The 22,679-nt window shown below is 56.4% G+C and carries 17 protein-coding genes and 5 tRNA genes; 18 read left to right on the top strand and 4 right to left on the bottom strand.

Annotated features, from left to right (window positions below):
* Window positions 1–410: 410 nt before the first annotated feature.
* Window positions 411–2,642: an ATP-binding protein gene (locus ACK8P7_RS06085; protein WP_410043331.1), complete on the bottom strand. Its 2,232-nt coding sequence runs from the start codon at window positions 2,640–2,642 to the stop codon at window positions 411–413.
* The gene (locus ACK8P7_RS06080; protein WP_410043330.1) at window positions 2,642–3,721 is read right to left on the bottom strand and encodes an exonuclease SbcCD subunit D; all 1,080 of its coding nucleotides are present in this window, start codon (window positions 3,719–3,721) and stop codon (window positions 2,642–2,644) included. The genes ACK8P7_RS06085 and ACK8P7_RS06080 overlap by 1 nt, the downstream gene beginning before the upstream one ends.
* Before the next feature lie 180 nt (window positions 3,722–3,901).
* Here ACK8P7_RS06080 and asnS point away from each other — a divergent pair, with 180 nt between their 5' ends.
* From asnS to ACK8P7_RS05995, 17 genes are all read left to right on the top strand, one after another.
* Window positions 3,902–5,293 carry an asparagine--tRNA ligase gene (gene asnS, locus ACK8P7_RS06075; RefSeq protein ID WP_410043329.1) on the top strand — a complete coding sequence of 464 codons (1,392 nt, stop codon included), beginning with the start codon at window positions 3,902–3,904 and terminating at the stop codon, window positions 5,291–5,293.
* Window positions 5,294–5,693: 400 nt separating this feature from the next.
* Window positions 5,694–6,968, top strand: coding sequence for a glucose-1-phosphate adenylyltransferase (locus ACK8P7_RS06070; protein WP_410043328.1), 1,275 nt, complete (start codon window positions 5,694–5,696; stop codon window positions 6,966–6,968).
* Window positions 6,965–8,086, top strand: coding sequence for a glucose-1-phosphate adenylyltransferase subunit GlgD (gene glgD / locus ACK8P7_RS06065; protein WP_410043327.1), 1,122 nt, complete (start codon window positions 6,965–6,967; stop codon window positions 8,084–8,086). The genes ACK8P7_RS06070 and glgD overlap by 4 nt, the downstream gene beginning before the upstream one ends.
* Window positions 8,087–8,101: 15 nt before the next feature.
* The gene (spoVG, locus tag ACK8P7_RS06060) at window positions 8,102–8,377 is read left to right on the top strand and encodes a septation regulator SpoVG (RefSeq protein WP_410043326.1); all 276 of its coding nucleotides are present in this window, start codon (window positions 8,102–8,104) and stop codon (window positions 8,375–8,377) included.
* 428 nt (window positions 8,378–8,805) lie between these two features.
* Window positions 8,806–9,399, top strand: coding sequence for an aminoacyl-tRNA hydrolase (pth, locus tag ACK8P7_RS06055; RefSeq protein ID WP_410043325.1), 594 nt, complete (start codon window positions 8,806–8,808; stop codon window positions 9,397–9,399).
* Window positions 9,400–9,511: 112 nt separating this feature from the next.
* Complete coding sequence (gene mfd, locus ACK8P7_RS06050) at window positions 9,512–13,198, top strand: transcription-repair coupling factor (RefSeq protein WP_410043324.1); 3,687 nt, start codon at window positions 9,512–9,514, stop codon at window positions 13,196–13,198.
* Between the two features lie 301 nt (window positions 13,199–13,499).
* Window positions 13,500–13,790, top strand: coding sequence for an HU family DNA-binding protein (locus ACK8P7_RS06045; RefSeq protein WP_410043323.1), 291 nt, complete (start codon window positions 13,500–13,502; stop codon window positions 13,788–13,790).
* Window positions 13,791–13,988: 198 nt separating this feature from the next.
* Entirely contained in the window at window positions 13,989–14,228 is a 240-nt protein-coding gene (locus ACK8P7_RS06040) for an RNA-binding S4 domain-containing protein (RefSeq protein ID WP_410043322.1), read from the top strand.
* Entirely contained in the window at window positions 14,225–14,536 is a 312-nt protein-coding gene (locus tag ACK8P7_RS06035; RefSeq protein WP_410043321.1) for a septum formation initiator, read from the top strand. Before ACK8P7_RS06040 ends, ACK8P7_RS06035 begins: the two co-directional genes overlap by 4 nt.
* 69 nt (window positions 14,537–14,605) lie before the next feature.
* On the top strand, window positions 14,606–16,024 hold the full coding sequence (tilS, locus tag ACK8P7_RS06030) for a tRNA lysidine(34) synthetase TilS (RefSeq protein WP_410043320.1): 1,419 nt from the start codon (window positions 14,606–14,608) through the stop codon (window positions 16,022–16,024).
* The gene (hpt, locus tag ACK8P7_RS06025; RefSeq protein ID WP_410043319.1) at window positions 16,017–16,547 is read left to right on the top strand and encodes a hypoxanthine phosphoribosyltransferase; all 531 of its coding nucleotides are present in this window, start codon (window positions 16,017–16,019) and stop codon (window positions 16,545–16,547) included. The genes tilS and hpt overlap by 8 nt, the downstream gene beginning before the upstream one ends.
* A gap of 167 nt (window positions 16,548–16,714) precedes the next feature.
* A complete protein-coding gene (locus tag ACK8P7_RS06020) occupies window positions 16,715–18,808 on the top strand; it encodes a glycoside hydrolase family 13 protein (protein WP_410043318.1) in 2,094 nt (697 codons plus the stop codon).
* Window positions 18,809–19,007: 199 nt separating this feature from the next.
* Window positions 19,008–19,078: transfer RNA gene (locus tag ACK8P7_RS06015), tRNA-Gly, on the top strand.
* A gap of 4 nt (window positions 19,079–19,082) precedes the next feature.
* A tRNA-Phe gene (locus tag ACK8P7_RS06010) sits at window positions 19,083–19,155 on the top strand.
* Window positions 19,156–19,259: 104 nt separating this feature from the next.
* A tRNA-Gly gene (locus ACK8P7_RS06005) sits at window positions 19,260–19,331 on the top strand.
* A 68-nt stretch (window positions 19,332–19,399) separates the two neighbouring features.
* Window positions 19,400–19,471 (top strand) — tRNA-Gly (locus ACK8P7_RS06000).
* Window positions 19,472–19,539: 68 nt separating this feature from the next.
* Window positions 19,540–19,611: transfer RNA gene (locus ACK8P7_RS05995), tRNA-Gly, on the top strand.
* A gap of 93 nt (window positions 19,612–19,704) precedes the next feature.
* On the opposite strand, the gene ACK8P7_RS05990 is transcribed toward ACK8P7_RS05995, so the two are convergent.
* On the bottom strand, window positions 19,705–20,619 hold the full coding sequence (locus tag ACK8P7_RS05990; protein ID WP_410043317.1) for a class I SAM-dependent methyltransferase: 915 nt from the start codon (window positions 20,617–20,619) through the stop codon (window positions 19,705–19,707).
* A gap of 250 nt (window positions 20,620–20,869) precedes the next feature.
* On the opposite strand from ACK8P7_RS05990, the gene ACK8P7_RS05985 reads away from it, so the two are divergent.
* Window positions 20,870–21,469 (top strand): hypothetical protein, encoded by a 600-nt coding sequence (locus ACK8P7_RS05985; protein WP_410043316.1) that lies wholly within the window; start codon window positions 20,870–20,872, stop codon window positions 21,467–21,469.
* A gap of 302 nt (window positions 21,470–21,771) precedes the next feature.
* Here the strand turns inward: ACK8P7_RS05985 and ACK8P7_RS05980 are convergent, their stop codons facing one another.
* Window positions 21,772–22,515 (bottom strand): MATE family efflux transporter, encoded by a 744-nt coding sequence (locus ACK8P7_RS05980; RefSeq protein WP_410043315.1) that lies wholly within the window; start codon window positions 22,513–22,515, stop codon window positions 21,772–21,774.
* Window positions 22,516–22,679: the final 164 nt, after the last annotated feature.

The raw sequence follows: 22,679 nt of genomic DNA, 5'->3' as shown, positions 1-22,679 counted from the left end.
TCCTGCCTGAAATCGAAAATCGACAGGTAAAATAGACACGGACGTTCTCATTCTGAAATCGTGTATATTTAATCGGCGATTGACAGCGAAAATCAGCATCTGATTTCGATTTTCATAGACACGATTTCCGAAAAAGTCCTTCCATGTATAGTTTCTCTCCTGAATCCGGTTTCGGAGCGTAATTCTCATAGACACGATTTCTGAAAAAGTCCTTCCGTATATAGTTTCTCATTGTGTCCGTATAATGGTGTAAATTGAAAACTTAATAAAGAAAGCTCTATTCGATATGTAAATAGATATAGGAAGTAGAATCGAATAGTCAGGCAAACGAAAAGAGGCTCCGATCGGGCCTCTTTTCGCTGCGCTTTTAAATTTTCATTGAAGAAATCTCGATTTCACCAGATAGAGCATCACATCTCAATCAGGTTAAATTTCATGCCTTCGTTTTCGAGGATGCGCTGTTCGCGTGTGTGGCAGGTGAACAGCAGGATCTGGCCGTGGTGGATCTCCGTGATGTAGCGGAGTGCGGACGCGAGCCGCCGCTCGTCGTACATCGCGAAGGAGTCGTCGAAGATCAGTGGCAGCCGTGCTTCCGCTGCGCCGTCGCTTCCGTCCGCCGTCGAAGTCTGCGTCCCCGCGGCACCCGTCGAAGCCTCTGCGTCAGCACCGGCCCGTCCGGCACCACCTGTCGAAGTCGCTGCGCCGGTGTCGCTCTGGATCAGGCGCGCGGTGGCGAGGCGCAGGGCCAGGTAGATCTGATCCATCGTGCCGGAGGAGACGTCCTCGATCGGCACGATCTTCCCTGGTGTGTTCATGAAGATGTCGAGGTTCTGGTCGATCCACATCGAGTCGTACACCCCGCCCGTGATGCCCGTGATCAGCTCACCGGCCTCCTTGTTGAGGTAGTGTCCAAAGCTCGACTGAATCGAGCTCTGTAGCTCTGTCATCGTCTCCGCCGCGAGATTGATCGCATCGATCTCCGTCGAGATCGCGTCGTTCTCGTCCAGCGTCCGCTTCAGCATCTCCGCGCGGTTCTTCACATTTGCGAGGTGCTGCAGCTTCCCCTCGAGCTCCGTCTGCTTCTCGTTCTGCTTCTGCAGCTCGACATCGTAGCGCCGCTCATCGTTGCTGAGATTCTGGAGCTCCGCGCTCACCTCCGCAAGCGTCGTCCGCTGCGTCTCGAGCTCCTCCTCGGCCCGCAGCAGCTCATCCATGTGTGTCCGGAAGCTTTCCATCGCGGCATCGCTGACGTCCGCCGTACCGATCTGCTTCGTCAGCATCGCGCTGAGCTCGGCCGCCGTCTCCCGAAGGAAGCCCGTCCTCGCAGCATTGGCGTACAGCCGCCAGACGAAGAGCAGCATGCACAGTACGAGCAGGCCAATGCTCGTGGCCACAAGGATCGTCGCGCTCAGGCCACTTCCCGACACCGCCGCGACGAGACCCGGGACCTTCTCCGGCGCGAGATGGAAGCGCTGTGCGAAGGCAGGGAATTCGATCGCTGTGATCAGTACAGCCGCGATGCCGCAGAGGATCGTCAGAAGGCCGAAGAGAAGCGGGAGAGCGATGCGAATCACCCGTTCCCGTGGCTCCGCGCCGATCTGATAGAGGCTGTACAGCATGTCGGCGTGCTCCTTTGCGTCCAGGATATCGTCGCCGCTGTCGAAGCCGGCCTGCGTGAGCACCGCCTCCTGGGCCGCCGTCTTCTGCAGCAGCTCCTCCCGGCGTGTCTGCCGGTCGACCTGCTCCGTTCGGACCTCCGAACGCAGAGCCTGGTACTTCCGAAGCTGATTCTCGTACTCCGGCTGCGCGATCTCGCGCTCGATGTTCCGGATCTCGCCGATCAGCTGCGCGTAGGACTTCGCCGCCTCCGGCACCCGTTTCGCCTCCAGCGCGCTGCGCTGCTGCCGGAGAAGCTTCAGCGCCCCGGCGGAGTCGAGCGACATATCGCCGGTCGTGCTGAGATTTGTGATGTAGGACTTCAGCTCATGCACCATGCTGCGGCTCGTCGCGCTTCGGAGCTGCCCGATCGACACCGTGTTCTCGAACGCCGTCTCGGAAATCCCGCCCAGCATCGCCTGCAGGAAGCCCCGCGGATCCGGCACCCGGACGCCCGCCGTCTCGTCCCAGATCTCCAGCGGACAGGCGTCCGCGCCGGCCGCCGGTGCTGCCGCTCCGCTCGCGCGCCCGACGCTCGCCAGCGTCGCCGCCCCGGTCATTCCGGTGCCTGTGGCCCCGGTTATCCCGGCTGTCCCGGCGCCAGCCATCGCAGCCGCGCCGTAGCCGGCGCCTGCTCCGCCTGTCAGCCCTGCGCCGCCCGCTGTCGTCGTGGCTGCGCCATCTGCGCTGAGGTCGTCTGCATTGAAATCACGGACGATACGGTAGATGCTCCCCTCATGCGCGAGGCGCAGCGTCCCGCCGAAGCGCTCCGGCGCATCCCACGGCCGGTACTTCTTGTGCAGCTTCGCGGCGCTCCCGATGCCGGGCCGCCGCTCGAGCCCGTAGAGCATCGCCTGCAGAAACGCATGCAGCGTCGACTTGCCGGCCTCGTTGTGGCCGTACAGGATGTTCATGCCCTCGGCGAAGCGGAGATTCAGGTCGTGGAACTTGCCGAAGCCTTCGATATGGAGGTCGATCAATCGCATCACAGACCTCCTTTCTGCGACTGCAGCAGCGCATGGATACCATAGTACAGCGCCTTCTTCTCGATTTCACTCATGTCATCCGGATTCTCCCGCAGGAGCTTTCGGATGTAAAAGCCGATCATGTCGGACGGGTGCTCCCGGTACAGCGCGACGAAATCGTACTGCGGCTCGGACATATCCTCGACCGTCACGATGCGGTAGCGCTCGCGGAGCGGTGCGAGATCGAAGCTCACCTCCGGATCATGCTTCCCCGTGATGCGCAGCCGGTAGATGTTCTGCGTGCCCCGCTTCTCGATCTCCGCTGAGATCAGGCGCTGAAGCTCCTCGTTCGACGTGCGTTCCGTCACTGAAATCTGCAGCGGCACATAGCTCGCCGCGGCGAGCGGTACGAACTCCAGCTTCTGGATCCGGTGCGTGATCGGGTGGATGTCCCCGACGTAGATGCCATGCGGCCCCGTTTCACCCTGCTCGAGCGGCTCCGGCGTGCCCGCATAGATCACGCGGCGCTCCACGAGCTCGGTCGGCTTGTGGATATGCCCGAGGGCAACATAGTCGAAGGGCAGTGCAGCCCATGTCGCTGTCTCCACCGGCATGTGGTCCCGGTCACCACCGTGCGCCAGCAGGATATGGATGTGTCCATCCTCCGCCGGGTGGATCCCGTCGATCACCGTCTCCCGCAGCTCGCGCGTATGATAGGAAAAGCCGTACACCTCGGTATTGATATCATCGAAGTACACTGACTGCGGCGTATCCTCGAGGATCCAGTGCACATTCGGACTCCAGTTGAAGCTCAGCAGTGCCGAGTTCGTCTCGACCCGATCATGCTCCCCCGAGATGATCACCACATGCGTCGACGGGATCGTCCCGAACAGATAGTTCAGCTCCTGCAGATCCTTATTCATCGGCTGACGGTGAAACAGATCCCCCGCGATGAACAGACAGTCCACATTCGACTCCCGACACCTCTCGATGATACGACGAAACGTCGCCCTGATATCATTGGCACGATCCCGGCCCCACGGCTGATCCGCATCCGGCACCATCCCCCAGTGCACATCCGCAACATGAATAAAACGCATGACAGCTCCCCTGTAAAATGTTTATAGTCTTCTATATTTTAACGTAATTACGCAGAAATATAAAGATAAAGAAAACGTCGGAGACATTGAAAACAGGGAAGCCTTACGCTATAATCAGTTAAATCATCGCGGTTTTCCGCGGTTTTCTGAGAACATCCGAGATAGAAACAGAGGTTAGAGATGAAAGTTACTACATTAAGAGAGATTTTCAAGAATAAAGAAGCCTACTATGATCAGGAAGTGACGGTCGGCGGCTGGGTCCGCTCGAACCGTGATTCGAAGCAGTTCGGTTTCCTGACGATTTCCGACGGTACCTTCTTCACCCCGCTTCAGGTCGTTTACCATGACACCATGGCGAACTTCCAGGAGGTGGCGAAGTACGGTGTCGGCGCGGCGGTCATCGTAAAGGGTAAGCTCGTGGCGACGCCGGATGCGAAGCAGGCGTTCGAGGTGCAGGCCGACGAGGTCATGCTCGAGGGTGCGTCCTCTCCGGACTATCCGCTGCAGAAGAAGCGTCATACGCTCGAGTACCTTCGTACGATCGATCATCTGCGTCCGAGAACCAACACCTTCCAGGCCGTATTTAAGATCCGTTCCCTGGTGGCCTTTGCAATCCATCAGTTCTTCCAGGAGCGTGGCTTCGTATACGTACACACCCCGATCATCACCGCTTCCGACGCGGAGGGTGCGGGCGAGATGTTCCAGGTAACCACGCTTCCGCTCGACCAGGTTCCGATGACCGAGGACGGCAAGGTGGATTTCAGCCAGGATTTCTTTAACAAGAAGACGAGCCTCACGGTGTCCGGTCAGCTCTACGGCGAGACCTTCGCGCAGGCGTTCCGCAACATCTACACCTTCGGACCGACCTTCCGTGCTGAGAACTCGAACACACAGCGTCATGCGGCGGAGTTCTGGATGATCGAGCCGGAGCTTGCGTATGCAGACCTCGATGATGTCATCCAGTGTGAGGAGGATATGCTGAAGTACATGATTCAGTATGTGCTGGACAATGCTCCTGAAGAGATGGCCTTCCTCAACCAGTTCGTCGACAAGGGACTGCTCGATCGTCTCCACCACGTTCTGAACTCCGAGTTTGCACGTGTGACCTATACGGATGCGGTGAATGAGCTCATGAAGCATAACGATGAGTTCGAGTACAAGGTAAGCTGGGGCGTGGATCTTCAGACCGAGCACGAGCGTTACCTCACCGAGCAGCTGTACAAGCGTCCGGTATTCGTTACAGACTATCCGAAGGACATCAAGGCCTTCTATATGAAGCAGAATCCGGATGGAAAGACCGTCGCTGCGGTCGACTGTCTCGTTCCGGGGATCGGTGAGATCATGGGCGGCTCACAGCGTGAGGAGGACTACGACAAGCTTCTGAAGCGTATGAACGAGATGGGCATGGAGATGGATCAGTATGATTTCTATCTCGATCTTCGTAAGTATGGTACGACGCGTCATGGTGGTTTCGGTCTCGGCTTCGAGCGTGCCGTGATGTACATCACCGGTATGTCGAACATCCGCGATGTGGTTCCGTATCCGAGAACCGTTGGTAACTGCGATATCTAAACAGATGATGAGCGCAATGCGCCGGGGCGATGCCCCGGCGTTTTTTAGATTTCCCGACGTGACTGTCCAGACGTAGCTCGGCTTCCGACTACTGTCCGCCGAGTTACACTACATCTGGACAGTCACAGACAGATAGTATCGAGTGCTATGCCTGCGGTATGCAAAGTACCGGAAATTTTTGCCGAAACAACTGCTCTAAAAGAAGAAAATTTATGTCTGGTGAACCAGTATGCCATATTGAATTGTGGTAAATTGTGTAATTATTACGAAATACCTATGTAAAATTCGTTATTCTACTGTCAAAATAACCATTTTCTTAGTTAACATGCGGGACGTAGAGTGCTATACTATGTACAGCTAGATATTTTTCTACTACTTATATTACTAATGAGGTGATGACGTGATTAAAAAAGAAATGATCGCCATGCTGCTCGCTGGCGGCCAGGGCTCTCGCCTTGGCGTACTCACAAAGAATGTCGCAAAACCTGCTGTATCCTTCGGTGGAAAGTACTCGATCATTGACTTCCCACTGTCGAACTGCATTAATTCAGGTGTAGATACAGTCGGCGTTTTGACGCAGTACAAGCCTTTACGTCTGAATGCCCACATCGGAATCGGTATTCCGTGGGATCTGGATCGTAACAGAGGAGGCGTAACGATTCTGCAGCCGTATGAGTCGCAGAACGGTGCGGACTGGTTCTCAGGCACAGCAAACGCGATCTACCAGAACATCGAGTATATCGATAATTATAGCCCGGATTATGTACTCATCCTTTCCGGTGACCACATCTATAAGATGGATTATGAGGTTATGCTCGAGTACCATAAGGCGATGAATGCCGACTGTACGATTGCGTCGATGCCTGTTCCGATGGAGGAGGCGAGCCGTTTCGGTATCACTGTAACCGATGAGAATAACCGTATCATCGACTTCCAGGAGAAGCCGAAGGTACCGAAGTCAAATCTTGCATCCATGGGTATCTATATCTTCTCATGGCCGGTGCTTCGTGAAGCGCTGATCACGAACAAGGATGTTCCAGGTGAGGATTTCGGTAAGCACATCATCCCTTATCTTTTCAATAAGGGCAGCCGCATCTTCGCGTATGAGTTTAACGGCTACTGGAAGGATGTCGGAACACTCGAGTCCTACTGGCAGGCCAACATGGAGCTCGTATCGATCATTCCGGAGTTCAACCTCTACGAGGAGTACTGGAAGATCTTTACCGACACGAAGAACCCGTCACCACAGTTTATTTCCCAGAACTCTCACGTAGAGCGCTGCATCATCGCAGAGGGCTGTGAGATCCATGGTGAGGTTCATAATTCTGTCATCGGCGAGGGTGTCACCATCGAGTCCGGTGCAGTGGTGAACGATTCTGTCGTCATGTCCGGTGCAACCATCGGCGCAGGTACCAGAATCGATAAGGGCGTCATCGCACAGAACGTAAAGATCGGTCAGAACTGTGAGATCGGTGTCGGTGAGTTCGAGCCGAGTGTATATGATCAGAGAGTTTACAACGCAGAGCTGGCCACCATCGGCGAGAATTCTGTGATTCCGGACAATGTAAAGGTCGGAAGAAACACCGCAATCTATGGCGTAACGACAGTAGAGGATTATCCTGACGGATTACTCGCAAGCGGCGGAGCAATCATCAAGGAGGACGGAACATTATGAGAGCGATAGGTATTATTTTAGCAGGTGGTAATAACAAGCGTATGCGGGAGCTTTCGAATAAGAGAGCGATCGCTGCGATGCCGGTAGCCGGATCCTTCCGTGCCATCGACTTCGCTCTTTCCAACATGTCGAACTCTCATGTTCAGAGAGTGGCTGTACTGACACAGTACAACTCTAGATCTCTGAACCAGCACCTTTCCTCCTCGAAGTGGTGGGATTTCGGTCGTAAGCAGGGTGGTCTGTATGTTTATACACCGACCATCACCGCAGAGCACAGCGACTGGTTCCGTGGCACCGCCGACGCACTGTATCAGAACCTCGATTTTCTGAAGCAGTCTCATGAGCCATATGTCATCATCGCTTCCGGCGACGGCATCTACAAGCTCGACTACGCAAAGGTGCTCGAGCATCACATCAACAAGAAGGCAGATATCACCGTAGTGGTGAAGACCATGGAGCCGAACACGGATGCTACCCGCTTCGGCTGCGTAAAGATGAACGAGGACGGCCGGATCGTCGACTTCGAGGAGAAACCGATCGCGACCGACGCGAACACCATCTCCTGCGGTATCTACGTCATCCGTCGTCGTCAGCTGATCGAGCTCCTCGAGAAGGCACACGATGAGGATCGTACCGATTTCGTCAGTGATATCCTGGTACGCTATAAGAACGTAAAGCGCATCTATGGTTATAAGATCGACACCTACTGGGCAAACATCGCGTCCGTCGAGTCGTACTATAAGACCAATATGGATTTCCTGAACCGTGATATCCGCGAGTTCTTCTTCAAGGAGCTGCCGGGTATCTACACGAAGCTCGAGGATAATCCTCCTGCGAAGTACAACCCGGACTGTAACGTGCGTCACTCGATTCTCGCAAGTGGCTGCATCATCAACGGTACCGTCGAGAATTCCGTTCTGTTCCGTAAGGTTTATGTCGGAAACAACTGCGTGATCAAGAACTCGATCATCCTGAATGATGTATACATTGGCGATAATACCGTTATCGAGAACTGTATCGTCGAGAGCCGCGACACGATTCGTGCCAACACGACCTACATCGGTACGCCGGACGACATCAAGATCGTCGTAGAAAAAAATACACGGTATCAGATGTAACAGGAGGATCGAAGCATGCAGATAACAGATGTACGGATCCGCAAGGTGGATAAGGAAGGCAAGATGAAGGCGATCGTCTCCATCACCTTCGATAATGAGTTCGTCATCCACGATATCAAGGTGATCGAGGGTGAGAAGGGTCTCTTCATCGCGATGCCGTCCAGAAAGACGGCGGATGGTGAGTACAGAGACATCGCACATCCGATCAAATCTTCGACCAGAGAAGCGATCCATGAGATCATCCTGGATAAGTATCAGGCGGAGATGATTTCCGAGACGGAAGGATATTGATTTCAATAGTATATGGCGCAGGGCGAGAGCCCTGCGCCATTTTTCGATAAGGGACTTCGGCAGGCGTCTCTTTTTGTTTGTTTGCCCACCCCATTCGATTGCCTTTATCTATTTACTTATCGGCCCCGCCCCATGCAGGCAAACGAGAAGAGGTGCCCGGTATGGACATCCCTTAAAAATTATCCGCCTTACAAAATCACCCCGGCTGAACTGTTACCGTCTCTTTAAATATATCCATTCATGGAATCGCTTATATGATGTGAAATATATTAATTTGTGTTATGATGGCGTGTACGGTGGGACCGGACGGAGAGTAGGATATCCTTCGATGCTGCTTTTGTTGTGCTTATAATCGTTAACAACCGTTACCATTCAGACAAGCGTCTGGAGAGTCGCTCTGAACGGTGACTGCTATATGGAGGAGTTTTATGTATCTGATTGCGGGTCTGGGAAATCCGGAGAAGAAATATATCGGTACACGTCATAATACGGGTTTCGCGGCGGTGGAGGCGCTCTGCGAGAAGCTGGGCGGGCTGAAGCTGAACGAGACGAAGTTTCAGGGGGTCTATACGAAGGCACGGGTGATGACGCCGGCGGGGCCGGAGCAGCTCATCATCGTGAAGCCGCTGACCTACATGAACCTGTCGGGCAACTGCATCGCGCCGCTCGCGAACTTCTATAAGATTCCGGCGGAGCAGGTCATCGTGGTGTCGGATGACATCAACCTCGCTGTCGGTCGCATGCGGATCCGGAAGGGTGGCTCGGCGGGTGGTCACAATGGCCTCAAGTCCATCATTCAGTGCCTCGGTACGGATCAGTTCCCGCGGGTGCGGGTCGGTGTCGGTCAGAAGCCGGAGTACATGGACCTTGCGGATCATGTGCTCGCGAAGTTCGATCGGAACGACGCAGCGGTGATGGCGGATACCTACGACGCGGTGGCGGACGCCATCCTTGACATCGTGAACCAGGGCGTGGAGCACGCGATGAATCACTATAATCCGATGAACTGCGCGCAGGCATAAGCCGGCGCGCCGATGATACCGACGACGCAGTGCTGCCCTGTGCGCGCTGCGTTTTCCGACGGGCAGGCTGTTCCGGATGCCTGCACTCCATGTGCTCAGTAGAGGAAGTATGATGATCAACCCATTTCTGAAAACCGAAAGCTATCAGGCGCTGCAGCAGGCCCTCACCGCGGGTGTGGGTCCGCTTGCAGTGACCGGAACCGTGGATCCGGTGAAGGCACAGCTCCTGGTGTCGCTCCAGAACACCCGGAAAACGAGCGCACGGGCGACCCGGGCCGCATCGACACCGGAAGCCCTCGACGCCAGGAAGACAGCACCGGCGACGAAGGGCGGCAACGATCGGCGTCCGTGGAAGCTGCTGGTCGTGAAGGACGAGGCGACGGGTAAGCGCTTCGTGCGCGACATTCATGCCTTTTCGGAGCAGGCCTGGTACTACCCGGCGAAGGATTTTCTCTTCTATCAGGCGGATACCCAGGGTACGCTCATCACCCGGCAGCGGGTCGAGGTGCTGAAGCACATCATGGAGGACGACGGCGGCGTCGTGGTCGCCAGCATTGACGCACTCATGGACCGGGTGCTCGGACGGGAGAATTTCTCGGAGTCCGTGCTGACGGTCGAGCCGGGGATGACGATGGAGATGGAGGCACTCTCCACGAAGCTGTCGCGCCTCGGTTACGAGCGTGTGGTCGAGGTCGACGCGATGGGCGAGTACTCGATCCGCGGCGGGATCGTCGACGTCTACCCGTTCACCTCGGAGAATCCGGTCCGCATCGAGTTCTGGGACACGGAGGTCGACGGCATTCGGACCTTCGACGCGGAGACGCAGCGCTCGATCGACACCCTGGACCGTGTGGAGATCTACCCGGCGTCCGATCGTGCGGACAGCGCAGCCGGTGAGAAGCAGGAGGTGAGTCTCCTCGACTATTTCGATGAGCGTACCCTGCTCTTCCTCGATGAGCCGGATCGTCTCCGGGAGCGGGGCACGGCGGTCGAAACCGAGTTCCGCGAGAGCTTCGAGGCGCGGGTGGAGGAGATGCAGCACCACGCGAAGCTGGCGGCGACCCTCGAGGCGCAGGGCCTCGCAGAGAAGGATGAGCGCGATCCGGATAAGCTGATTTACGGCATCGACCAGATCATGGAGCGGCTCGACACGCCACGGACGATCGCCTTCAGTGCCCTCGGCACGAACCTGAGCGCGCTGAAGACAAAGCAGTGCTTCCACTTCGAGACGGCCGAGGTGACGCCGTACAGTAAGTCCGGCTTCGAGATGCTGCTGAAGGATCTTCAGCGCTGGCAGAGCGAGCAGTACCAGATCGTGCTGCTGAGCCCGTCCCGGACCCGTGCGTCGCGTCTCGCACAGAACCTCCGTGACTACGATCTGCGGGCCTACTGCCCGGATGTGCCGGAGGCCAATGCAGGCGGCGCGTCAGCAGATGGCGCAGCCGGCACCGGCAACCTGGCGGGAGCGAATGCGTCGAGCGCAGGTACAAAGCAGAGCACGACAGCATTGGCCTCGGGTAAGGCGGCCAACATGAGAAGCGGTCAGGGCAGCAGCCTGTCGGCGCAGATCCTCGATGTGGCCGGACGGGAGATCCGTGCGGCACATGAGGCGGAGACGCGCGGAGCCATCATGGTCATGTTCGGTGTGCTGAACACGGGCTACCAGTTCCCGGCGGAGCGCTTCGTGCTGCTCACCGAGGGCGACATGTTCGGCAACACGAACGCAGTTCAGAAGAAGCGGAAGCAGAAGAAGCTCGACGGTCAGCACATCGCGAAGCTGAGCGAGCTGAGTGTCGGCGATTACGTGGTGCATGAGGACCACGGTATCGGCATCTACCGCGGCATCGAGCGCATCGAGAGCCAGGGCGTGACGAAGGACTACATCAAGGTCGAGTACGGCGACGGCGGTAATCTCTACCTGCCGGCGACCCGGCTCGAGGGTATCCAGAAGTACGCGGGTGCGGAGGCGACGAAGCCGAAGCTGAATAAGCTTGGTGGCACGGAGTGGACGAAAACCCGCTCACGTGTGCAGCATGCCGTAAAGAAGATCGCACGTGACCTCGTAAAGCTCTATGCGGCGCGGCAGTCGGAGTCCGGCTACAAGTTCGGGCCGGATACCGTCTGGCAGAAGGAGTTCGAGGAGATGTTCCCGTACGAGGAGACGGTCGACCAGGACCTCGCCATCGAAGCGGTGAAGCAGGACATGGAGAGCCATAAGATCATGGACCGCCTGATCTGCGGTGACGTCGGCTACGGTAAGACCGAGGTCGCACTGCGCGCCGCCTTCAAGGCCGTGCAGGACAGTAAGCAGGTGGCCTACCTCGTGCCGACCACCATCCTCGCGCAGCAGATCTACAACACCTTCGTCGAGCGTATGAAGGGCTTCCCGGTGAACATCGCGCTGCTGTGCCGCTTCCGGACACCGCAGCAGATCCGAAAGTCCCTCGACGACCTGAAGGCCGGCCGTGTCGATGTCGTCATTGGCACCCACCGTCTGCTCAGTAAGGACGTCGAGTTCCGGAACCTCGGTCTCCTGATCGTCGACGAGGAGCAGCGCTTCGGCGTGACGCATAAGGAGCGCATCAAGAATCTGAAGAAAAACGTCGACGTGCTGACGCTGACGGCGACGCCGATCCCGCGGACGTTGCATATGTCGCTGGTCGGCATCCGTGACATGTCGGTGCTCGAGGAGCCGCCGATCGACCGTGTGCCGATCCAGACCTATGTCATGGAGTACAACGACGAGCTCGTGCGCGAGGCGATCAACCGCGAGCTTGCGCGAAACGGCCAGGTGTACTATGTCTACAACCGGGTCAATAACATCGCGGACGTCGCCGGGCATGTGCAGAAGCTCTGCCCGGAGGCACGCATCGCGTATGCGCATGGCCAGATGTCGGAGACGCAGCTCGAGGATATCATGCTGCGCTTCATCAACGGCGAGGTCAACGTGCTGGTGTCGACGACGATCATCGAAACCGGCCTCGACATCCCGAATGCGAACACGATGATCATCCAGGACGCGGACCGGATGGGCTTGAGTCAGCTGTATCAGATCCGCGGACGTGTCGGACGCTCGAACCGGACGGCGTACGCGTTCCTCATGTACCGCCGCGGTAAGATGCTGACGGAGGAGTCCGAGAAGCGCCTGAAGGCGATCCGCGAGTTCACCCAGCTCGGCTCGGGCATCCGGATCGCGATGCGTGACCTCGAGATCCGCGGTGCGGGCAATGTCCTGGGCGCAGAGCAGCATGGCCACATGGAGGCCGTCGGCTACGATCTGTACTGTAAGCTGCTGAGCACCGCCGTGAAGGAGGAGAAGGGCGAGCTGCAGGAGCAGCCGAGCTTCGATACCCAGATCGACTGCGATATCGACGCGTTCATCCCGGATACCTATATCCCGAACGAGTCGCAGAAGCTCGACGTCTACAAGCGGATCTCGTCCATCGAGACAGAGGAGGACTACAGTGAGATGCAGGATGAGCTCATCGACCGCTTCGGCGAGATCCCGAAGCCATGTGCGAACCTGCTCCGCATCGCGCTCCTCCGTGCGGAGGCGCACCGAAGCTACGCCACCGAGGTGGACATCCGGAAGGGCAGCTGGAAGATCCAGCTCGATCCGAAGGCTCGGATCCGCGTCGAGGAGATCCCGCTCCTCGTCCGCGAGCAGCAGGGCCGCCTCCGCTTCCTGAGCGGCCGGCAGGCGACGCTCGTCTTCCGACAGAGCACCCGCGAAAAAGCCTGGACCCTGCTCGAAACCATGGACGACGCCGAAAAGACCCTCCGGCGCCTGCAGCTGTAAGCGTGAGTTTATGGGGTCAGACCCCCTTTTAAGCTGAAGTTTATGGGGTCAGACCCCCTTGCGAAATTTTTAAGGTGGTCGAAAAATCCACGCGGGGGTCTGACCCCTCCTCCGCTTGCCCGCTTGCTTTACGAGGTGGTCGAAAAATCCACGCGGGAGTCTGACCCCTCGGTGGCCGTTTCTGCCGGGCCCCTCGGCGGCCGTTTCTTTATTGACATGCAGAGGCGCAGAGATTATACTTTTTATGTCAATTTTTAAATATGGAGATTATGGGCTTTTTTAGAAATCTGCCTTTAATCACGTGGAGGAAAACAAAATGAATAGAGTTGAATTAGTAGCAGCCGTTGCAAAGAGCGCAGACCTTTCCAAGAAGGATGCAGATGCAGCTGTAAAGGCCGTATTTGATACCATCGCTGATGCACTCGCTGAGAACGATAAGGTTCAGCTGATCGGCTTCGGTACCTTCGATGTCGCTGAGAGAGCAGCGCGCGAGGGCAGAAACCCGAGAACTGGTGCTACCATGAACATCGAGGCTTCCAAGGCTCCGAGATTCAAGGCTGGTAAGGCCCTCAAGGATAAGATCAACGGTTAATCACGAATCGGATAAAATCCGGAGGCGGCCTTACATGGCCGTCTCTTTTTTCTTGATCGGAGCCATGCGGGGATATCTCCTCGTGAAACCGACCATTACCTTAAGAATTTCGTAAGGGGGTCTGACCCCATAAACTACTACTTTAGATTCTGTTTAGAAAAATTTAATGGGGTCAGACCCCATAAACTTAGGGATATCATGAGACTAGACAAATACCTGAAAGTATCGAGACTCATCAAGCGTCGTACGGTGGCCAACGAAGCCTGCGACGCAGGCCGAGTACTCGTGAACGACCGTCCGCAGCGCGCATCCTACGATGTGAAGGTGGGGGACGTCATCGAGATCCGCTTCGGTGAGAAATCCGTCCGGGCAGAGGTTCTGGCGGTACAGGAAACTGTACATAAGGAAGAGGCAGGAGACCTTTTTAAGTATCTATGAAACGAAGACAGCGTCCGCGTAAAAATCTATCCAGCAACCGTCTGGCGATCATCGGCATCACGATCGTGGTGCTGTTCCTTGCGATCGCCATCAACATCCGGGGCAAGACGCTTCGGCAGCAGGAGCGGGATTACCAGGCCCAGGAAGAAAGCCTGGATGCTGCTATCGCCGATGAAGAGCAGCACGGTAAGGAGCTGGAAGAGAAAAAGGTCTACGTAAAAACGAAGGAATTCACGATGGAAAAGGCCCGCGAGATCTTCGGACTGAAGCTGCCGGACGAAATCATCATCAAACCGGATGAAAAGTAAGAGAGAACTTAGTAAAATGAGGTGGAGAGACGCAGGTTTCTCCACCTTTGTTTTTGAGAGGAGCTTCGCATGGATGCGCTTATGCTGGAAATCAAACGATATATCGAGGCGAATCAGCTGATCCGTCCGGGCGACGGCGTCGTGGTCGGCCTTTCAGGTGGCCCTGATTCGGTCTTCCTGCTGTATGCGCTGCACACGTTGCAGGCCCGGATGGGCTTTACGCTGCGGGCGGTGCATGTCCATCACGGCATCCGTGGCGCGGAGGCGGACCGCGACGAGGCGTTTTCGGAGAAGCTCTGCGCGAAGCTCGACATCCCGTTCCAGGCCGTGCATGTCGCGGCTCCGACGTACGCGGCGCAGCATGGGCTCAGCCTGGAGGAGGCCGCGCGCATCCTCCGTTACGAGGCCCTCGAGGCCGCACGGCAGCAGCTGGGGCAGACTCTGGCGGCCGACCGGATGTTAAACTCCCCTGTAGCTTCGTCCGCCGGAACGTCAAACGCCCCGGCAGCTGCAATCGACCGAACGTCGGACTCCCCGGTGCCGGATTCCGCCAGAACATCAGACTCCCCGGCATTTACCGCCGGCTCCCCGTCGCGTCTTCCGGATGCTCGGTCGATGAAAGGCCTCCCAGCCCCGTCTGCTCCTGCCGCCTGGATCGCGGTGGCGCATCATCTCGATGATCAGGCGGAGACCGTCCTCCATAATCTCGTGCGCGGCGCAGGGCTTCGCGGCCTCGCGGGCATGGAGAATCGGCGAAATCACGTGATCCGGCCATTGCTTTCCATAAAAAGAGAAGATATACTGAAGTGGCTTAAACAGTATGATATACCGTACGTGACGGATTCGACGAACGCGGATCCGCACTACACCCGGAATCGTATCCGCAGCACGGTGCTGCCGGAGCTTCGCGAGATCAACCCGGAGGCGAGCGCCCACATCGCACACAGCGCAGCGCTCCTTCGTGAAGCGGATGCGTTCTTTCATGCGCTCGCTCTTCAGTACGTGGACGCGCACGCGACGCTGACGGTCGCCCCGGATTCGGCCAATGCAATCGACCGAGATGCACATACCCGCCCACAGACGGCTGTGTTCCAGGATGCACCGGTAACGTTACCGGAGCCAGGTGCCTCGACCCGAGGTACGACCCCGAGGCCGCCTGCATTGGCAGAAAAAAGCGCGGAGGGCGCAGCAGAAGCCCCGGACGAGGCGACGATTTTACGGTCGATTGCATTGCCCGTGACCGCGCTGAGGGAGTACCCGGAGCTCGTGCGGCAGTACGTCTACAGCGAGCTGCTCCGCCGGATCGGAACGCCCCAGAAGGACTGGAGCGCCGTGCATTACCGGGACATCGACCGCCTGATTTTCGGGCCGGGCGGCGCGCATCTCGACCTTCCGTACCGGATGAGCGCAGAGTATCGTAAAAAAACCTTGATTCTACAGGAGAATCGAGAGGTTATCAGTGTGAAAAGGAGAAAAAATCATGGCTGAGCATGTCAGAGTCCTGATCCCGGAGGATCAGATCGAAGCACGTATCACAGAAATTGCGGATCAGATTTCAGAGGCGTATAAGGGCGAGTCCCTCCACCTCATCTGTATCCTGAAGGGCGGCGCGATGTTCATGTGCGAGCTCGCGAAGCGCATCCATGACGTGGATGTATCCTTCGACTTCATGTCCGTTTCCAGCTACGGCGGTGGCACGACCTCCAGCGGTATCGTGAAGATCGTGAAGGATCTCGATGAGCCGCTCGAGGGCAAGCATGTCATGATCGTCGAGGACATCATCGACACCGGACACACGCTGAACCATCTGAGCAAGATGCTCCTCGACCGGAAGCCACTGTCCATCGAGATCTGCACGCTGCTGAACAAGCCGTCCCGTCGCGAGAAGGAAGTACCGGTGAAGTACTCCTGCTTCGAGATTCCGGACGAGTTCGTGGTCGGCTATGGTCTCGACTATGACCAGCGCTACCGCAATCTCCCGTTCATCGGGGTGGTCGAGTTCGATCAGTAAATTCAGTTTCGGAGAGCCTGGCGTCTGCCAGGCTGTTTTCGCTGTGCCGACGACCTGGCGAAGGGAATGTTCGCCGGGGATCGATCAGACACAGGAGAGAGATAGAGCGCCTGGCCGGATGCGCGGCCGGGTACAGAGAATATGTCAGTAGGGAAGTAAGAAAGTAAATGAACCAGAGTACGATTAACCAGGCGGCACTGTACACCTCGGGGACGGCCAGCTACCGCATCCCGGAGGAGCCGAATCCTGGAGATACCGTTACGCTCCGATTTCGGACAGCACGGCAGGACGTGGATGCCGTCTATATCTTTTTCCACGAAGCCAACAGCAGCACGAAGATGCAGCTCGTCGAGCGTGATGCACGCTTCGACTATTATGAGCATAAGGTCATGGTCGGTCAGGCCACCCAGAGCTACAGCTTTTTCATCCAGAAGGGCCCGGAGCGACTGCATTTCAACCGTCTCGGCGTCTGCGACGACATGAACCGTGAGCTCTCGTACCGTCTGATGCCGGGCTTCCATATCCCGGACTGGGCGAAGGGCGCCATCATGTACCAGATCTTCATCGATCGCTTCTGTGATGGCGACCCGACGAATAACGTCGTCGACAACGAGTACATCTACCTCGGCAGAGCAGCGCGTGGTGTAGCGGACTGGAACGCCCCGGTCGAGGCGTTTGACGTGCACCGGTTTTACGGTGGTGATCTCGCCGGCGTGCGCTCGAAGCTCGACTATATCCAGCGCCTCGGCGTCAGCGTCATCTACTTCAATCCGCTTTTCGTGTCCCCGTCGAACCACAAGTACGACGCGCAGGACTACGACCACATCGATCCGCATATCGGCAAGATCGTGAAGGACGGCGGCACCCTCGTCGAGGACTGGGAGGATGACAATGCCCGCGCGACCCGCTACTCGATCCGCACCACGAGCCGTGAAAACCTGGACGCCAGCGACCGGCTCTTCGTCGAGTTCGTCGAGGCCTGCCATGCCCGCGGCATGCGCGTCATCATCGACGGTGTGTTCAACCACTGCGGCTCCTTCCACAAGTGGATGAACCGTTCCGGCTTCTATAACTATAAGGATCGGGCCAATGCTTATGCCGCGGGTGCGTACCAGCGCAAGGACAGCCCGTACCACGATTATTTTGCGTTCAGTGACAACCGTGACGAGGCCTGGCCGAACAACAACAGCTACGAGAAGTGGTGGGGCAATGATACCCTCCCGAAGCTGAACTACGAGGGCTCCCGTGATCTCGCGGAAGCGATCCTCGAGATCGGACGCAAGTGGGTGAGCGCACCGTATAACGTCGATGGCTGGCGTCTCGATGTCGCCGCCGATCTCGGACACTCCGCGACCTACAACCATATGTTCTGGAAGAGGTTCCGCATGGTGGTGAAGGAAGCGAATCCGAACGCCATCATCCTCGCCGAGCACTACGGCGACCCGTTCAGCTGGCTCCAGGGTGATGAGTGGGACACCATCATGAACTACGATGCCTTCATGGAGCCGGTGACTTGGTTCCTGACCGGCATGGAGAAGCACTCCGACGCGAAAAACGAGGCGATGCGCGGTGACGGTGAGATGTTCTTCAACGCGATCCTCTACCATATGTCCCGCATGCCGGAGAACTCGATTCTCTGCTCGATGAACCAGCTCTCGAATCATGACCACAGCCGCTTCATGACGCGCACGAATCAGACGGTCGGCCGCATTGGTACGAGCGGCTCAGCCGCTGCAGATGCCGGCGTTTCGCAGGCACTCTACCGTCTGGGGGCGATGATGCAGATGACCTGGCCGGGCGCACCGACCCTCTATTACGGCGACGAAGCTGGCATGACCGGCTGGACCGAGCCGGACTGCCGCCGTCCGTATCCGTGGGGCCACGAGGACCTTGAGCTGATCGAGTTCCATAATTACCTCGGCGGTATGCATAAGCGTAATGCGGTGCTGAAGAGAGGCGCCCTCATGAAGCTGATGGCTGGCCATAACTATGTGGTCTATGCGAGACAGTATGAGGATGAGGTCGCCATCATGGCTGTGAACTGCGGCGAAGAGGAGATCACCCTGAACATCCCGGCCTGGGTGACCGGAATCGAGGATGACGTCGAGATCCGCCGTCTCCTCCGCACCGACGACATGGGCTACAACGTCGGTATCACGAAGCGTCACAGCGAGGACGGCATCCTCGTATCCCAGATGTGGGCACACACCGGAAAAATCTACTACGCGAAGAAGACGCCGAAGGCTGATCCGGATATGTAAAACAGACGGAAACCTCAGGGGGAAAGGCACCAGAAGCCAGGCATACTGTGCTTCTGGTGCTGAACCTACGGGCCCCGGTCTGAACTGCTACGCCCATAGCGGCACCCAAAAAACTTTTTTTGAAAAAGTGTTGACAAAGCTTTCGGAGTAGAGTATTATAACACTCGCGTCACCGATAAGGCGACACACGAAGTCACTTGCGGGTGTAGTTCAATGGTAGAATGTCAGCCTTCCAAGCTGAACATGTGAGTTCGATTCTCATCACCCGCTCGATGCCCAGATAGCTCAGTTGGTAGAGCAGAGGACTGAAAATCCTCGTGTCACTGGTTCGATTCCGGTTCTGGGCACTCAAGATGATTAAGACGGCGATAACATTCACACCGACACTGATGATCTTTTGTATAATGCACCCACCTTCACAGAAATGAAAGTCGGTTGGGACATTAAAAATGCGCGAGTAGTAGAGTGGTACTACGTCGCCTTGCCAAGGCGAAGATCGCGGGTTCGATCCCCGTCTCGCGCTCTATGGAGCGATTGAGAAACATCATCCAGACAAACCGATTTATCCGGTCAAAAGGATAAACGCATATTGCGCGAGTAGTAGAGTGGTACTACGTCGCCTTGCCAAGGCGAAGATCGCGGGTTCGATCCCCGTCTCGCGCTCTATGGAGCGATTGAGAAACATCATCCAGACAAACCGATTTATCCGGTCAAAAGGATAAACGCATATTGCGCGAGTAGTAGAGTGGTACTACGTCGCCTTGCCAAGGCGAAGATCGCGGGTTCGATCCCCGTCTCGCGCTCGACTGAAAGCCCTCCTGAGAAATCAGGAGGGCTTTTTTGGTGATCAGATCGATAATGTAAAGAGGCTGTCTCTGTTACGACAGCCTCTTTAACTATACGTTTTCCGGAAAGACATAGCAGTCATAGCGGATGGCCTTTCCATCGAGCGAGTAGGATGGCTTCAGGCCGGCGAGGTACGGGCCCTTCGCGGGGCGCTTCACGACGATTTTAAATGGGTGCGCGGCGATGGCGGCCTGCATCAGCGCCTCTTCGTTCTCCGCTGGTGCCTCGAGGTAGTGGATGAGCTGGAACTTCTTTTTCACGAGGCCGCTTTTCTGCCGTTCCGGGAACATCGGATCGAGGTAGATGACATCCGGGCGCTTCAGCGCTTCATCTGCGCTGTTCGTCGTGGCAGCTGCGTCGTTCGTTGTGACTTCTGCACCGCTTGTCGAGGCATCAGCGCCGTTCCCCGTGGCAGCCGACGCTGTTAGAGCCGGACAGGCGTGTCCAGCATCGTCCTCTGGTGCATCCGAACCCGTGCCTGCTTCTCCAAGCCTTCGGAGATGGTCAATGCTGTCGCCCTCGACGAGCTGCATGCGCATGACGATTTCGTGAAGCGTCGCTTCCTCGAGTGCGCGTCGCATCGTGTCCTGCAGGAGTGCGGCGATGACCGGATCCTGCTCGTAAAGCGTGACCTCACAGCCGGCCGCTGCAAGCAGCAGCGAATCCTCACCCATGCCTGCGGTCGCATCGATCACACGCAGATTCTCACGACCCTTCACCTTCGTCGCCTTCACGAGGAGCTCATGCGTCAGATTATGGTACTGGAGGCGCTTCTGCAGCTTCGTGAAGTCGCCACGCATCGCCTGATCGCCATCTGTGAGCGAAAGGCCGGCTGCGTTCACAGAGAGCCAGACCGGTGCATCCGGCGTCGTATGCAGCAGTGCTGTCTTCAGATGCGCGGCCAGTGCCTCTGCATAGGCGCAGTCGCCATCTGCTTTCAGCACGATCGGTATTCGGTCATTCATAGTATCCTCCTGTCAAGCCCGGTTTTCGGGAAGTCTCTAGAAAGAATTATATCATCCATTTAAAAAAATTATCCACGGAAATATCAAGAAACCGTATGAATTCTTACGATCTGATGTATAATGATTGCTGAATAATTACTTTTGGGTAATTAACAGGTGCGTGAAGTATTGAAAAAATGTGTAAAAACTGATATCTGCGTCTGAACGTGATTTCGCAGATGTCAGAATCATGTAAGGAAAGCAGTGTAGTATGGGACGAACGTATGTGGATGGGAATACAGTTCGTGCTGATGTTTCGGAGAGACGTCCGCTGGTACGTGAGACTCTGGTCGTAGAGGAACGCGGAAGACGGAATCAGATTCATCTCTATCGGGACCGGTACGACGGACAGCTTCGGCTGGAGTACCAGGAAGATAAAAGCATCATCGCCCCGCTTTTCCGGCTGATTCCGGAGCGTGTGCTCGATGGTGCCTGTCGTCTGTTACTGACCTGTTCGATTATTTTCATTTTCCTGACCTGCTACCAATGTGTACACCTCGATACGATGGTTTCCACGCGTCTCTCGACGATCGAGCAGAAGCGTACTCAGCTCGAGCAGCTGCGGGTGCAGAACGCAGATCTTCAGGCGAAGATCAACGACGCGGTGAACCCGGATCAGATTTACAGGGATGCGGTCCAGAAGTACGGCATGGTCCTTCCGGATCAGACAAACACGATCATCTTCGAGAAAACCGGAAAATCAGAGTATATCCGGCAGTATGATCCGATTCCGAGCGGACAGTGTGCCGCCGATGACAGCATGATCGTATCACTGAAAAGCAGTCTGGCACAGTTCTTCATGCTGGACTGAGCACCATTTATGTTCGCATGACTGCGTGACAGGCCGAAGCATCGGCCTCTGCGACAGTTTACGATAGCTCCGGCGCTGAGTCGGAGAGGGGAGAGTTTTCATATATGGCTGTGGCATCTTCGGACGTCACAGCCATTACTTTTACTGTACCGACCAGAAGTCTGAACGCCTTAAAAAGTACAGGGGATTCCACGCTGAAAACAGATGACGGGACGACTTGTTGCATCATGCACGATTCGGACGAAAAAAGGGGAGCTTACACCTGGCGGTGCGAAGCTCCCTTTCGGTATCGGTATTTGGTTTTATGATGCGGCGAGTTCCTTCCGTACCTTCCGGATCACCACGAGGTAGACACCGGCGGTGATGCGCCAGTCGTGATGCTCCGGCCAGAGCACCTTCTCTTTCTTATAGATATAGAAGAGACAGAGGGTGGCGGAGATGCCCTGGGAGAGATCTGTGGCGAGTGCGGCACCCGCGACACCGAGCTTCAGGACGATGATAAAGAAAAGATCCAGCACGACATTGAGGCAGGCACTGAACACCAGAAAGCAGAGCGGCACTTTACTGTTTCCGACGGCCTGCAGGAAGGCGGAGAAGAGATTGTAGTAGACGCTTGCGACGATGCCCATGCAGATGATGCTGATGTAGGTGTGGGCATCCTCGAAGATGTTAGCCGGTGTATTCATGAGTCGGAGCAGTGTCTGCATCGTGGATACGGAAAGCGTGGTCATCACGATGATGACGATCGCGGCGAGAAGGATGCCGTTCGCAACACTGCGCTTCACGCGTGCGTAGTCCTTTGCACCATAGACCTGAGAGGTCAGGACGGTAAAGCCGGTGCAGAGGCCCTGCGAGAAGCCGAGCACGAGAAACATGATGGTGCCGGTGGCACCGACCGCAGCGAGCGCATCAGCACCGACGAAGCGCCCGACGATGATGGTGTCTGCCATGTTGTAGAGCTGCTGGAAGACATTGCCGATAAACAGCGGAATCATAAATTTTAAGATGATCAGAAACGGGTTTCCCTTCGTCATATCAAGTGTCATACGAATCTCCTGAAATGTGTTTTTTCGGTAATCGTTTTAATTCTTTTAAAGCGATTTTTCGGTAATCTTTTTTAAACGTCTTTACGTTTGCTAATCGCGAATTATAATGTTAGTTTTAAAGATATACAAGATGGTATCGGCTTTTTAAACTGACGAGTTTTCAT

Source organism: Oribacterium sp. P9 (assembly GCF_046365365.1).
In the GTDB taxonomy this organism is placed as follows: domain Bacteria; phylum Bacillota; class Clostridia; order Lachnospirales; family Lachnospiraceae; genus Oribacterium.
This window is presented reverse-complemented; position numbering and strand designations above follow the sequence as displayed.